Below are 13,427 nucleotides of genomic sequence, written 5' to 3'. Positions count from 1 at the left end.
TTATGCAAAACCACAAATAATACCGCCCATCAATGTAAATGTTACAATCCAATACCCGGCAGTTATGAAAATATATTTGGCGCTCTTTCTTTCAAACAAAGCATTGATGGCAACAATGGGCAGCGCCATGGTAAAGCCCGCCATTGACCCGTGCAAGGCTCCATGCTTAAAGGTGCGGAAATTTTGCCCATATTTTTCAATAAGTGTTTTGAGTAAAGTATTTAACTCCGAATTGGGATCTTGCAGTTCGGGATTGCCCATTACGGTTGAAAAAATATGCAATTGATGTACCACTGCAAACACCAATGCTGCGGCCAGCATAAGCGACAAAAAAACTGTTGCACCAAACACAATTCCCATGTTGGATTTATTAGGTGCATCGGGCATTGTACCGCTTTCTTTCATCCATATATTGCCAAATACTTTTGGATGATACCATATAAAGCCAACAACAATAGGCACTATTGCCGAACCAAACACCACCAGCCAGTTAATTGGATAGGTCATAAATTTTCTTTTAGTGAATGAAGATTCGGAAGGTAAACAGCTTTTTTTGAAAAGCCAAAACTATTCCGGTTCAAATCCAAGTACAATTCTAAACTCACCGTACTTGCTGAAGATATTGTTTCCACCCTTCGGTGTTTTATCCCAACCGATACCGTAATCGAAACCGAGTAAGCCAAACATTGGTAAGAATACGCGCACACCCAATCCGGCACTCTTTCTTAAATCGTAAGGACGGTAATCTTTTATATTCATCCAATAGTTCCCACCATCGAAAAAGGCTAAGGCATAAATGGTTGCCGAAGGATTTAGTGAAATCGGGTACCTTAACTCCATAGAGAATTTATTGTACACCGGAGCACCGCCACTTGGCGATATTACCGGATAACCGCGTAAGCTAATAATATCTCTACCTAAAATTTGAGCGTTAGAAATGCCATCGCCCCCTAACTCAAAACGTTCAAATGGAGAATAGCCAATATTGCTATTATACAACCCCAAGAATCCCAATTTGGCACTTGTTTTTAGCACCAAATTTTTCCAAATAGGCAAATACCAATCTACTTTAAATTTCCACTTGTGGTATTCTATCCAATTGTAGCGCGAAGAGTTGGGCAAATCGGGATTGCTGTAGTCTATGTTTTTTCTACCCGGAAACATGAGTGAATATGGCAGTGTGGCACTCACCGTAAAATCAAACAATGCACCGCGTGTTGGGTAAAGAGGCGCATCTATTGAATTTCTTGAAAGGTTGAAAGAGAAACTCAAGTTGTTTGCCTTTCCTTCTTGGAAAATAAAGAAAGAGTTAGGGTAGTTGGTTAATTCATAGCGTTGAAAAGTCATGGCAACTTCTGCTGTAAAGAAATCATCTGGTTTCTTTAATCGTGTGCCAAATGCAATGGTGGCAGCAGTGGCAATATACTTACCATCGATCTTATAGTTCAGATCTAAATTATTAAGCCTTGTTCTATTAAAACTAAGCGTAAGCGATTGTGGCTTTTTACCGCCCAACCAAGGCTCGGTAAACGATACGGTATAGAACTGGCTACGTGCTCCGGTGCTTTGCACGCGCACACTTAAACGCTGCCCATCGCCCGATGGCAAAGGATTCCATGCCTTTTTCTTAAACATATTCCTTAATGAGAAATTGGTGAACGTTAAGCCTAGTGTACCAACCAAGCCTCCGCCTTGGCTCTGTCTTCCGCCCCACCCTGCCGAGAGTTCTAATTGATCCGATGGCTTTTCGGTAACTCGATATTCTATATCCACCGTTCCTTTTTCAGGATTGGGAATGGGCACCATATCTAACTGTTGCGGATCGAAATATCCCAAATTCACAATTTGCCTTTGTGAGCGCAAGAGGTCGCTCCTGCTAAATTTATTACCCGGCAATGTGTATAGTTCGCGCCTAATTACTCTTTCGTTGGTTTTGGTATTTCCTAGAATGCGTACATCTTTTATGGTTGCCTGTGGCCCCTCGTTTATACGCAATTCCACATCAATAGAATCGTCATCAATTTTTACTTCCATTGGTGTTACGCTAAAAAACAAATAGCCGTCATCCATGTAAAGTGAACTTAAATCGCCACCGTTTTGGCTCATGAATAATTTTTCATCTAACAGTTTTTGATTGTAGATTTCGCCCTTTTTAATATTTACGATTCGGTAAATTAATGAGTCGGAATACTTAGTGTTTCCATTCAAATATATATTTCTGAAATAGTAGCGTTTTCCTTCATCTACACTAATATCAATATTTAAATTGCGCGAATCGGTTAAGTACACCGAATCTGTTACGATGGCGGCATCGCGAAAACCTTGTGAGTTGTAATATTCAATAATTTTCCGTTTATCGTCTTCGTACTCTTTACGCTTAAATTTTGAACTTTTAAAGAAGTTCAAGTTGGTGTATCTATCTACATATTCGTAAATACGCATAGGCGATAATTCCAGCAATTTATATGGATGTTTGCGCCAAATACTGTCTTTAATATTTTTCCTAAAGTTTAGTATTTCATCTAAATCAAACTTTACCTTTTCTTTAGTTTCTTTCATGGCTCTGCGCAAGCGGTTGGCGGTAACGCTTTGCACGCCATCGAAGGTGATGTAGTTGATTTTTACACGCTGTCCTTTATCTACCCAAAGTTCTACCTTTACGCTATTGGGAATAAGCGAATCGCGCTTTTCGGTAACTTCTACAGTTGTGTTCAAGTAGCCTTTATCTATAAAGTATGTTTTTAGTGCATTGGCAGCTTGCGCTTTTACGCTTTCGGTTAAAATACTACCGGCTCGCAGATCTATTTTTTTGCGCACTTCTTCTAAATCACCCGACTTTACGCCTTTAATGGTGTAGCGCGAAATACGCGGCCTTTCTTCTACTTTTATGAGCAACCAAACTTTGTCTTTTTCTTGTTTGGTTATCTTTATGGAAACAAATGTAAATAAGCGCTGCTTCCAAAGGTTTTTAATGGCTTTTGAAATACTTTCGCCCGGCACTTTAATTTTATCGCCTACACGCAATGCCGAAAGTGTAACCAATATTCTTTCGTCTAAGTATTTAGTGCCTTCAACTTTTATTTCTTGAATTTCTAATTCGGCAGATTTACTAAAATCTACATGCTGCGATTGTGCAAATGTAACTGCCGGAAAAAGCAGTATGCAACACCACAGTATTAGCAATAATTGCCTACTGTTATTCAATATAAATTGCTTAAAAAATTTCAACATACTATTCGTAACGCTCAATATCTTATTTAAGCAGTTTGTGATTGAATTTGTTCTCCGGTTTTGCCAAATCTACGTTGGCGTTGCTGGTAATCTAAAATGGCTTTGTATAATTCTTGTTTATTGAAATCCGGCCAAAATAAATCGGTAAAATACAATTCAGAATAAGCCAACTGCCAAAGCAGGAAGTTGCTTATTCTTTTTTCGCCACTGGTGCGAATTAGTAATTCCGGATCCGGAATATTACTTGTATATAAATATTGGTTCACCAAGCTTTCGGTAATATCGCTTACTTGAAGTTTCCCGGCAACTACATCACTCGAAATGTGTTGCATGGCCTTAGTGAGTTCACTTTTTCCGCTGTAACTTAAAGCTAAAATTAAATCCATTCGTTTATTGCCCGCTGTTTTTTCAATAGCATCGTTCAACTCGCGAAGCGTAGCCTTAGGCAAAGCTTCTAAGTTACCAATTGCGCGGAGGCGAATATCATTTTTCATCAGCGTTTTTATCTCTAACCTCACAGTTTTTAACAGCAATTCCATAAGAGCGCCTACTTCTTCTTGCGGGCGATTCCAATTTTCGGTACTAAAAGCATAGAGCGTTAAATGTTTTACGCCTAATTCTGCACAAGTTTCAGACGTTTCGCGAACGGCCTTTACGCCATTGCTGTGCCCAAACACACGATGCTTTCCCTGCTGCTTTGCCCAGCGCCCATTGCCATCCATAATAATGGCTATGTGCTTTGGCAGATTAGTAATATCAATTTGTTCCTTTAAATCGCTCATTGGTTAATTTAGAAATCAAAAAAACAGAAAACAGGGTAAGCAATCGCAAAAAGAAAACAAAGCAGGATTGGTATCCACACTGCCTCTGCTGTTGTTTTTTATCTTATTGCTGCCATCTGCCATCATAAATCTATAATAATTATCGGGTGCTAAAAGGTTTTGGACATTGAATGCGCATAATTGTATAACTCACGGTAATACCTGCAAATAAATAAGCATCTGTTTTGGGGCTTTCGCCACGTTGTGTGCCGGGTTTGCCAATAGGCTCAATTCCCCGTTCTCTCGAGCGATCTGAAAGCTGCGCAGCAAAGCCTTTTGATCCACCGGGCAGTGATGCGTAACCCGGGTAAAGCCCGCTTACATCATCTATGTAATCGGTAAACGTTTGTCGCCAACCACCTTCTATTGCCAAATTCCAATTCTGTACCGAAAACTTAAAACCAAAAACTGCCGGTATAGAAAAATTATAGAGCTTATACTTTTTCACTCCGGAATAATCAGGGTCGTTTTGCCCCTCGGTTCCCAATGGCTGCAAATAAACCCATTTGCCTTTGTAATTGGCCTCAGGATTAAAAAAGAAAAGCGTAAAACCTGTGGCAAGATAAGGCGTAAACCATTTCTTTTTCTTGGTTTTATCGTACTCCAAAAAATTAAATTCAATAAGGTTAGTAATTTCTACGATGTTAGTTCTAAACGAAAGATTGCGTTGAATGTTAGCCGGAATTTTAGTGGCATCATCGCGAAATTCCAGCATTCCATAATTAAATGAAGCACGGTATGCTCCCCGTTTTTTTATATTGTAGCGATAAAAAATTCCTCCGGCAGGACGTGGCATGGCAAAACTAAACTGAGGATTTAAATCGCCAAAATAATGCGCAAAGCCAGCAAACGCCCCAAACTCATGAAACTGAGCTTGCAGCGCCAATACACTATTAAACAATAAAAACAGTGCGAAGGCCTTCTTCATTTTGGAGCGCGAAAATAACAGCATTTTACTAATGCGCTTGCATAACGTTCAATATGCACAAAAATTGAGTTCAAAAGAAAAAATAATATGAATTATTCTCCACGCCCAACTAAAGGCGCAAAACCATTGCCGATTTAGCTAAATTACTGGCTCAACCTTTTAAATATGCAGCCAATAGCTACATTTATCGCATTAAATACAATACCGTGCTATTAAAAAACATTGCTAGCCTTGTACTATCGGCTGCACTTTTTACACTCTCTTCTTGTAACTGGTTTACTAAACCAACCAAAACCGAAACACCACCCACCACCGAGCAAAAAACCTCAACCCAACCCGATATTACATTTCCAAAATTTGAAAGCGATTCGGCTTTTAGTTATATTGAAACCCAAGTGCGGTTTGGTCCACGAGTACCCAATACCAAAACCCACGAAGCCTGCGCTGCATGGCTTACAGACTTTGTGAAAAAGTATGCCGACAGCTACTATGTACAAAAATTTGATGCTACCGCTTATGATGGCACCATCTTAAAATCCACAAACATTATTGCATCGGTAAATCCTTCGGCTGCCAGGAGAGTGCTATTAACTGCACACTGGGATACCCGTCCATTTGCCGACCAAGACCATAGCCGCCAAAACGAACCAATTTTAGGAGCCAACGATGGCGCAAGCGGAGTGGCAGTATTACTGGAAATACTCAGAACTATCCGCACACAAGAGTTAGAAAACATAGGAGTAGATTTTTTGTTTTTAGATAGCGAGGATTATGGCCAACCTGCCAACAGTACTAATTATGTACCCGACTCCTACTGCTTGGGTGCACAGCATTGGAGCCGCAGCCCACACCAAACAGACTATAAGGCAGATTTCGGTATTTTATTGGATATGGTAGGTGCGCCCGGAGCCGTGTTTACCCGCGAGGGAACTTCAACAGCCTATGCGGGATGGGTTTTAGACCGTGTATGGAACAATGCAAAAATCTTAGGGCATGGCAACTATTTTTCTAACCAAACCACCGACCCAATTGTTGATGACCATAAATACATCAATGAGCGTGCCAAAATTCCAACCATAGATATTATTCACCACGATAGCAACACACCCAGCGGCTTTGGTTGGTATTGGCATACACACCAAGACGACATTAAAGCTATAGATAAAAATACCTTAAAAGCAGTTGGAGAAACTGTGCTATACACCGTGTATGAATACAATGCAAGTATGAAGCCACTGTGAGTTTTTTGTATAAATCGCTTTTTCAAACTAAACACCAAGTAATGAAACAAGAGTACGACTATATTGTAATAGGCTCCGGGTTTGGAGGCAGCACGAGCGCACTGCGCCTGGCAGAAAAAGGATATAGCGTATTAGTAATTGAAAAAGGTAAGCGATGGAATGCTACCGATTTTCCCGAAACCGACTGGAATGTTCCCAAATACATTTGGCTTCCGTTGCTACGATGGTTTGGCTTTCAAAAACTCACTTTCTTTAAAGAAGTTTTTGTACTCAGCGGAGTAGGCGTAGGTGGTGGCTCGCTGGTATATGCCAACACACACATGATGCCCAAAGAAAATTTCTACACCAATAAAATTTGGGCTCACTTTAAAGACTGGAAAAGCACACTTGCACCCTACTATGAAAAAGCAAAGTTCATGTTGGGTACTACCCAATACAAAAAAGACAATCCGGAAGATGATGTATTAAGAGCAGTAGCACAAGAAATGGGCTATAGCAATACCTATAAAAGTGTAGATGGCGTAGGTGTTTACCTTGGCGATACCGATAAAGAAAGCGATCCGTACTTTAATGGCTTAGGCCCTTTACGCAAAGGCTGTATTGAATGCGCAGCTTGCATGACCGGCTGCCGCCACAACGCCAAAAACACGCTAGACAAAAATTATCTTTGGCTGGCAGAACATGAATTTGGCGCCACCATCTTAGCCGAAACACAAGTAACTAAAATAGAATACCTGCAAGATGAATACCACATTCATACAGAATCTTCTACCAAATGGTTGGGCAAAAAGAAAATTATATTTAAAAGTAAAGGTTTGATTGTAAGCGGAGGAGTATTGGGCACTATGGATTTACTACTCAAACAAAAACACTTATACAAAACACTACCCAACTTATCGGATAAATTAGGCGAAAATATTCTAACCAATAGCGAAATGCTGAGCGGTGTGGGCGGAGCCAATATAAAACTGAATAACGGGCTTGCCATTTCGCGCGTGTTTTCGCCCGATGAAAACACACAAATAGAAATCTGCAAATTTGGCGATGGCAGCGGAGCTATGGTACACTTAGGCACACTGGCAGTAGGCGATGGATCGCCTGCTGTACGCACAGCTAAAATGATTGGACAAATCATTAAAAATCCAATTTCTTACGCCAAGCTATTCTTCACAAAAGCTCCGGCTACCAACAGCGTAATATTTCTTATCATGCAAACGCTCGAAAATTCTATGCGCATACGTTTAAAACGTAGATTTTGGGGCAGTAGCATTTCTATGGTAAATGATTCTAACCAAAGCGTGCCCACGTATATTCCAATTGGGCAAGAAGCCTTGTACCGCTATGCTGCCAAAGTAAATGGCACTCCCATGAATGCACTTACAGAAGTTACGCTTGGTTTAGCTTCTACGGCTCATATTCTTGGTGGCTGCCCCATGGGAGAAACTGCAGCAGAGGGTGTAGTTGATGATTATTTCAAAGTACATGGTTATTCTAATTTTTATGTGCTCGATGGCTCTATTATGCCATGTAATTTAGGCGTAAATCCATCGCTCACCATTACAGCACTCACCGAATATGCAATGGCGCACATTCCTGCAAAGCAGGGAGTTAGCATAAAAAATTTAGAAGAAAGATTAAGTGCCCAAAAAAGTTAAACTAAAGGACAATATTGCTCGCTAATACGCCATAGCTCTTTTTGCAATGCTACATCCTGAGCCAATGCCGAAGGTGTGGTAGCCTTACATTTGGCAAAATACTTACCTGTAATACCTGCCACATCCTTTGAGCTTGCCAAATAAATAGATGTTGCCGCACCATCTTCTATACTCAACCCTCCAATGCGCGAGTATAAAGTCCATGCCAAGGTAGAATACCAATTTGTTTTTTTATTGCCGATGTCTGTTTTCACCAATCCGGGATGTAAGCTATTTACCGTTACATGCGAGTCACCCAGCCTACGTGCCAACTCTGCCGTAAACAACACATTGGCCAACTTACTTTGCCCATAGGCTTTAAAAATAAAATAACCTTTATCCTGCGTAAACGATTCTATATCTATCGAAGCATTAACGTGTGCCCGCGATGCCACATTTACAATTCTTCCCGAAGGCGATTGCTGCACTAAATCCAACAGTAAATTGGTAAGCAAGAAATACGAGAAATGATTGGTAGCAATTGTCATTTCCAAACCATCGGCACTTTTACTGAATTGCGGGAAAACGCCTCCTGCGTTATTGATAAGCACATCAATAGATGCTAACCTATTGCGTAGTTCTTTATTTAACTCGCGAATAGACTGTTGCACGCTCAAGTCTGCAATAAGGTACTGTATATTGCCATTACCTGTGGCTTGCTTTATTGCTTCAACAGCATCGGCAGCTTTATCCTTATTTCTACTTACTAAAAAAATATTGGCGCCTTGCTTTGCCAATGCCATACTGGTTGCCAAGCCAATGCCTGCATTGCCTCCGGTAACAACTACATTCTTATTTTGCATAACTTAATTACGTTTCAGCAACGTTAAAATTTTACTGGAAGAAAAACCTTCTTCCAACGGCACAATTTTTACCTCACCGCCATGCTTTATTACCGTATCGGCACCGATTATTTGCGATGGCTTGTAGTCACCACCTTTCACTAACACATCAGGAATTACCTTTTGAATAAGTATTTCCGGAGTTTCCTCTGAAAATAGCACTACCGCATCCACCACAGTTAATGCAGCCAGCAATGCCGCTCTATGCTGCTCACTGTTAATTGGCCTGTCTTCTCCTTTCAATAATCTCACAGAAACATCGCTGTTAAGCGCTACCAGCAATTTGCTGCCCCACTGCTTTGCAGCAAATAGCAACTGTAAATGTCCATAGTGAAACACATCAAAACAACCATTCGTAAAAACAATTTTTTCGCCTGCTGCTTTCCATTGCTTTACTTGCTGCAGAAGTTGGGCTTCACTCAAAATTTTTGAATTGCTGCTCACGCTTTAGTGTTTGCCTTATTTGATACTGAAATTAATACCAACGAAAGTAAACCTACCACAATTACAAGCAGCGTTTGCACACCCCAAACTATCCAGCCAAAGGCGTAACCAACCACTCCGGCAATACCATACAAAGACAGTACAGCCTGCACCGCCAACGGATATGAGCCAATGCCTCCTTGAGTAGCAATAAATGCCACACCACCAAAAAATACAATGGCAAGTGCCGAGTTGAAATTAGCAGTAGCGGTTTCGCTTAATGCCTGATAGCACACATATACCATAAGTGTGTAACACAGCCAAACCATTATACTGTGAAAAATAAACAGCCATACATTCTTCAACTTGAATACGCTCTTGGCACCTTCAAGCAAGCCCTCAACTTTTTCTAACACCGAGCTAACAAAGGCATTATGGCGAAACCGTTTTAATAAGAACCATGTACCCAATGCCAGCAAAGCGCCTACTGCCAGCACTATCCATTTTATTGCCGAAGAACTACCTTGCGATTTACCGTTTAAAATAGCTTGCTCAAAAAAGCCTGCCAGCACATCGTAATCTGCAATAAAGAGATACAAGCCAATAAGCAGCATACAAATAACATCTACAATACGCTCTGTTATCATGGTGCCTATTGATTTTTGAATAGGTATATTTTCGTAGCGGGCAAGCAATGCACACCGCGAAACCTCACCTAGGCGTGGAAATGCCAAATTGCCCAAATACATTACCATTACAGCATAAATAGTATTGGCAATTCCCGGAGTGTAGCCTATTGCACTAAGCAATAGCCGCCAACGATATGCTCTAAAAATATTGCTTACCACACCTATGGCAACACCAGGAATAAGCCAAGTATAGTTTGTGCGGGCAAAAGCATCTTTCATTTTAGCCACATCATCCTGCGATAAATTTTTAAGAGCCAACCACACCAGCAAGACTCCAAAGCCGAGTGATAGCAAGAACTTAAGGATGTTGGCAACAGCTTTATTCATTAAGGCGTTAATTGGTTAGCAGCATTTACGTGTACTGTTCTAGGTTCATGGGTTTTATACTCCTCCATGTTTACCATGCAGTACGAAATAATGATAATAATATCGCCTACTGCTACTTTGCGTGCAGCCGGCCCGTTTAAACAAATTACACCGCTGCCCCGTTCGCCTTTAATAACATAGGTTTCGAGTCGCTCACCATTGTTTACATTTACAATCTGTACACGTTCGTGTTCAAAAATATTGGCGGCCTCCATTAAATTTTCATCAATGGTAATAGAACCAATATAATTCAAATCTGCTTGTGTAACAGTAGCGCGATGGATTTTTGATTTGTAAACCGTAAGTAACATGCTTTTTATATTGAATAGTAAACTTGATTATTTTCCTTGAAATGCAGCCTTTCTTTTCTCCAAAAAGGCATTGGTGCCTTCTTTAAAATCTTCGGTAGCCACACAATCGCTAAAGAGTTCTATTTCTGTATCGAAGCCGTCAATACCATCTTTAAAATGGGCGTGCACACACTCAATTACTTTAGAAATAGCAAATGGTGCTTTAGTATTTATTTTCTGCAACATAGCTTTGCAAACTTCTAATAACTCCACCGTCTGCACCACATCATTTACCAAACCCAATCGCTCTGCGCATGTGGCATCAATGGTATCGCCTGTCATTAGCAATTCAAATGCTTTTCCCTTGCCAATTAGCTGCACCAAACGTTGCGTACCTCCATAACCGGGAATGATACCGAGGTTTACCTCAGGTTGTCCAAACTTGGCATTTTCACTTGCTATACGAATATGGCAAGCCATGGCTAATTCGCACCCGCCTCCCAATGCAAAACCGTTTACGGCTGCAATTATTGGCTTAGGCGAAAGTTCAATCTTGTTAAAAACTTCGTGTCCCTTTTGAGCCAAAGCAATACCCTCCTGCTTGGTCATGCCTTTAAATTCTGCAATATCGGCACCGGCTGCAAAAGCTTTACTTCCTTTTCCGGTAATAATGCATGCCTTTATTTCTTCATTATTATAGAGCATGTCTATTGCCTCTCCCAACTCATGTACCAGCAATTTGTTGAGTGCATTTAATTTTGTTTCGCGATTGATGGTAATGGTTAAAATGCCATCAGAAATTTCTGTAAGTAAAGTTTCAAGAGCCTTCATGAATATGTTTTTGCGCTGCGAAAGAACTAATTGCCTTTATACTCACAAAAAAAAGTTTGAATAAGGTGAAACCTTTTGGTAAAAGTTGCCGTAATAGAAGGCAGAACCAATTAAATTCAAAGTCCTATGAAAAACATAATCACCACTTTAGCAGTAATAGGAACCTTCTCATATTCTTTCGCAGCAAATCCGGGGCAAAAGCATGCCTTTAAAGATCCAAATGCCGATGTAGCACTCGAAATTGAACGCAGCAAAAGCGAAGTTACTTTGCACATCCTTGCCCAAGATATGGCGCAATACGACCATATTATTATTGAACGAAGCGGCAACGGTGGCGAATTCTTCAGCCAAGTAAAATACATACAAACCGAAGGTGCCGAAATCGAAGACGGTAACTACGTGTTCCGTGCAGATAAATATCCTTTGCCTAACAACATCGATTCTTACTACAGAGTTAAAACAGTTTCTAAAGACGGAGTTACGCGTACTTTCCCTAGCGTAGCCCTCGCTTCTAACTAAAATGCTTTACCACTAACCACTATACCCAACCACTTATCCCAATTCCCCATTTTTTGTCACCAAACAAAGTGTCCATAGTCAGAGGAGGGTCGCCACATCGCGACCCTTTTTTTGTTTTAAAAAATACTCCAATTTTTCAATATTCTTACTCTCAAGTTAAACCTTTCATTTTTTTTTTACTCTTTTGAAGTATAAAATTTAAAAAACATGAAAAAAGTAACAGCAATTTTTGCATCATTCATGATGCTTGCAACCATTGGCTTTAGCCAAGCTACACAAATCCCTGAATTTAAGAATGTACCCATGCTTTTAAAAGCGGATGGCAGTTTAGCAAAACTTGAAAAGCAAGTTGCCGAAGTAAAGAGTAAAACAAAAGGATTTTCTTACGGTGCATCAGTAGTTACTTTCGTAAACATTTTGGGCGAAAAATCTCCGGTAGTAATTGACCCATCTGAAGCATCATTTATTGTAAAATTACCGGATGCCGATACCGATCCGGAAACAGCTTGGAACCTAACCAAAGTTATTCCTGCAAAAAAATCGCGCGAATTAGAATTAGCACAGTCTGCTGCAGCAATTGCCGGAGCTTTTGGTGCTAAAGGTAAATCTGTAAAACGCGATGATATAAAATTGGAATATGAAAAAGTTGAACCGGGTGTTTACAAATTCCGTCCGGTTACACCACTTGTTTCTGGAACTGAATATGCACTCCAAAATACAATTTCAGGAGGTGCTTCAAACACTACTGTATTCTTATTCGGAACATCTGGTACTGCTCCTAAAAAAGGCAAATAATTTATTGCTAATAAAAAAAAGCCGTTTCAAAGTTTTGAGACGGCTTTTTTATTTTTTTAAATTTGAAAAAAATAAATTGACAATGAAAACATTTATCACTCTTTCAGCTATTGCGTTTGCATCTGTATCCTTTGCACAATCTGTTCCCTCCAAAACGCTTGTAAGCATGGTTGCTTCAAAAGATTTTAATGAAAAGGTGTTGAAATCCGAAGGTGGTATGGGTTTGTTTGTAATTGAAAAAGATGTGGTTGCCAATGGAAAAACCATAATTGCAGCTCAAACTCCCATAAATGTGTTATTAGAAAAAGCAACTAAAAGCGATTTAAAAATTGTAATTGCAGAAGTAAAAGGCACCGATGGCTCTACCATTGTAATTGATGATTGCTGGCTTTACACTTCTATTGACCAAAACCTTACCGGAAAACCTAAGGGGCCTGTTTTTAGAAAAGGTACACGAAAAATTTGCTATACAAAATAGCGAAGTACTTAATAAAAATTCAATAAAAGGTTAGCTGGCATTGCGCTTGCTAACCTTTTTTGTTTTCTGTAAACTAACTGCAAATACAAACTACTCTTGTTGCCAAGCATTTACTGTTTTAAACAAGTATCCACCCCAGTCTATAAGTTAAGTTTATTACTTCACTTCCATTCAGCAATAAAACACTAACCCATTGCTAAAACGCGTCTCTATTTACTAACCAATTTCTGCACTAAACTATATCAACCTTCTTTTGCCTGCTTTTTCAAAGCACTGAAC

General features: G+C 40.0%; 14 protein-coding genes. 5 read left to right on the top strand and 9 right to left on the bottom strand.

What is annotated here, in order from left to right; all coding sequences use genetic code 11:
• The 4 genes from KF872_11660 to KF872_11645 form a co-directional block, all read right to left on the bottom strand.
• Entirely contained in the window at nucleotides 1-507 is a 507-nt protein-coding gene (locus KF872_11660) for a DUF1761 domain-containing protein (protein ID MBX2904199.1), read from the bottom strand.
• A gap of 60 nt (nucleotides 508-567) precedes the next feature.
• Nucleotides 568-3,231: a BamA/TamA family outer membrane protein gene (locus KF872_11655; GenBank protein MBX2904198.1), complete on the bottom strand. Its 2,664-nt coding sequence runs from the start codon at nucleotides 3,229-3,231 to the stop codon at nucleotides 568-570.
• A gap of 26 nt (nucleotides 3,232-3,257) precedes the next feature.
• Nucleotides 3,258-4,013: an isoprenyl transferase gene (locus KF872_11650; GenBank protein MBX2904197.1), complete on the bottom strand. Its 756-nt coding sequence runs from the start codon at nucleotides 4,011-4,013 to the stop codon at nucleotides 3,258-3,260.
• Nucleotides 4,014-4,152: 139 nt separating this feature from the next.
• Complete coding sequence (locus KF872_11645; GenBank protein MBX2904196.1) at nucleotides 4,153-4,980, bottom strand: hypothetical protein; 828 nt, start codon at nucleotides 4,978-4,980, stop codon at nucleotides 4,153-4,155.
• 206 nt (nucleotides 4,981-5,186) lie between these two features.
• Here KF872_11645 and KF872_11640 point away from each other — a divergent pair, with 206 nt between their 5' ends.
• Nucleotides 5,187-6,221 carry a M28 family peptidase gene (locus tag KF872_11640; GenBank protein MBX2904195.1) on the top strand — a complete coding sequence of 345 codons (1,035 nt, stop codon included), beginning with the start codon at nucleotides 5,187-5,189 and terminating at the stop codon, nucleotides 6,219-6,221.
• A gap of 41 nt (nucleotides 6,222-6,262) precedes the next feature.
• Nucleotides 6,263-7,876, top strand: coding sequence for a GMC family oxidoreductase (locus KF872_11635; GenBank protein MBX2904194.1), 1,614 nt, complete (start codon nucleotides 6,263-6,265; stop codon nucleotides 7,874-7,876).
• Here the strand turns inward: KF872_11635 and KF872_11630 are convergent.
• Genes KF872_11630 through KF872_11610 form a run of 5 tightly spaced genes read right to left on the bottom strand, consistent with a single transcriptional unit; the run spans nucleotide 7,873 to nucleotide 11,356 of the window.
• Nucleotides 7,873-8,718 carry an SDR family oxidoreductase gene (locus KF872_11630; GenBank protein MBX2904193.1) on the bottom strand — a complete coding sequence of 282 codons (846 nt, stop codon included), beginning with the start codon at nucleotides 8,716-8,718 and terminating at the stop codon, nucleotides 7,873-7,875. The genes KF872_11635 and KF872_11630 overlap by 4 nt on opposite strands.
• A gap of 3 nt (nucleotides 8,719-8,721) precedes the next feature.
• A complete protein-coding gene (gene rfaE2 / locus KF872_11625; GenBank protein ID MBX2904192.1) occupies nucleotides 8,722-9,201 on the bottom strand; it encodes a D-glycero-beta-D-manno-heptose 1-phosphate adenylyltransferase in 480 nt (159 codons plus the stop codon).
• Nucleotides 9,198-10,196, bottom strand: a complete 999-nt coding sequence (locus tag KF872_11620) for a flippase-like domain-containing protein (GenBank protein ID MBX2904191.1) — start codon at nucleotides 10,194-10,196, stop codon at nucleotides 9,198-9,200. The genes rfaE2 and KF872_11620 overlap by 4 nt, the downstream gene beginning before the upstream one ends.
• Complete coding sequence (locus KF872_11615) at nucleotides 10,196-10,546, bottom strand: aspartate 1-decarboxylase (GenBank protein ID MBX2904190.1); 351 nt, start codon at nucleotides 10,544-10,546, stop codon at nucleotides 10,196-10,198. The genes KF872_11620 and KF872_11615 overlap by 1 nt, the downstream gene beginning before the upstream one ends.
• A gap of 27 nt (nucleotides 10,547-10,573) precedes the next feature.
• The gene (locus KF872_11610) at nucleotides 10,574-11,356 is read right to left on the bottom strand and encodes an enoyl-CoA hydratase/isomerase family protein (protein MBX2904189.1); all 783 of its coding nucleotides are present in this window, start codon (nucleotides 11,354-11,356) and stop codon (nucleotides 10,574-10,576) included.
• Nucleotides 11,357-11,482: 126 nt separating this feature from the next.
• On the opposite strand from KF872_11610, the gene KF872_11605 reads away from it, so the two are divergent.
• From KF872_11605 to KF872_11595, 3 genes are all read left to right on the top strand, one after another.
• Nucleotides 11,483-11,875 (top strand): hypothetical protein, encoded by a 393-nt coding sequence (locus KF872_11605; protein MBX2904188.1) that lies wholly within the window; start codon nucleotides 11,483-11,485, stop codon nucleotides 11,873-11,875.
• Between the two features lie 207 nt (nucleotides 11,876-12,082).
• Nucleotides 12,083-12,670 (top strand): hypothetical protein, encoded by a 588-nt coding sequence (locus KF872_11600; protein MBX2904187.1) that lies wholly within the window; start codon nucleotides 12,083-12,085, stop codon nucleotides 12,668-12,670.
• A gap of 82 nt (nucleotides 12,671-12,752) precedes the next feature.
• Nucleotides 12,753-13,148 (top strand): hypothetical protein, encoded by a 396-nt coding sequence (locus KF872_11595; protein ID MBX2904186.1) that lies wholly within the window; start codon nucleotides 12,753-12,755, stop codon nucleotides 13,146-13,148.
• The last annotated feature ends 279 nt before the right edge of the window (nucleotides 13,149-13,427 follow it).

Source organism: Chitinophagales bacterium (genome assembly GCA_019638515.1).
Taxonomy (GTDB): domain Bacteria; phylum Bacteroidota; class Bacteroidia; order Chitinophagales; family LD1; genus UBA7692.
The sequence above is the reverse complement of the archived record's forward strand: the minus strand, read 5'-3'. Positions and strand labels throughout refer to the sequence as shown.

Bases quoted from the DNA above. Each gene is read 5' to 3' on its own strand.
- KF872_11595 (MBX2904186.1), top strand. From the start codon at position 12,753: ATGAAAACATTTATCACTCTTTCAGCTATTGCGTTTGCATCTGTATCC.
- KF872_11620 (MBX2904191.1), bottom strand. From the start codon at position 10,196: ATGAATAAAGCTGTTGCCAACATCCTTAAGTTCTTGCTATCACTCGGC.
- KF872_11600 (MBX2904187.1), top strand. From the start codon at position 12,083: ATGAAAAAAGTAACAGCAATTTTTGCATCATTCATGATGCTTGCAACC.
- KF872_11650 (MBX2904197.1), bottom strand. From the start codon at position 4,013: ATGAGCGATTTAAAGGAACAAATTGATATTACTAATCTGCCAAAGCAC.
- KF872_11660 (MBX2904199.1), bottom strand. From the start codon at position 507: ATGACCTATCCAATTAACTGGCTGGTGGTGTTTGGTTCGGCAATAGTG.
- KF872_11630 (MBX2904193.1), bottom strand. From the start codon at position 8,718: ATGCAAAATAAGAATGTAGTTGTTACCGGAGGCAATGCAGGCATTGGC.
- KF872_11635 (MBX2904194.1), top strand. From the start codon at position 6,263: ATGAAACAAGAGTACGACTATATTGTAATAGGCTCCGGGTTTGGAGGC.
- KF872_11605 (MBX2904188.1), top strand. From the start codon at position 11,483: ATGAAAAACATAATCACCACTTTAGCAGTAATAGGAACCTTCTCATAT.
- KF872_11655 (MBX2904198.1), bottom strand. From the start codon at position 3,231: ATGTTGAAATTTTTTAAGCAATTTATATTGAATAACAGTAGGCAATTA.
- KF872_11615 (MBX2904190.1), bottom strand. From the start codon at position 10,546: ATGTTACTTACGGTTTACAAATCAAAAATCCATCGCGCTACTGTTACA.
- KF872_11610 (MBX2904189.1), bottom strand. From the start codon at position 11,356: ATGAAGGCTCTTGAAACTTTACTTACAGAAATTTCTGATGGCATTTTA.
- KF872_11645 (MBX2904196.1), bottom strand. From the start codon at position 4,980: ATGAAGAAGGCCTTCGCACTGTTTTTATTGTTTAATAGTGTATTGGCG.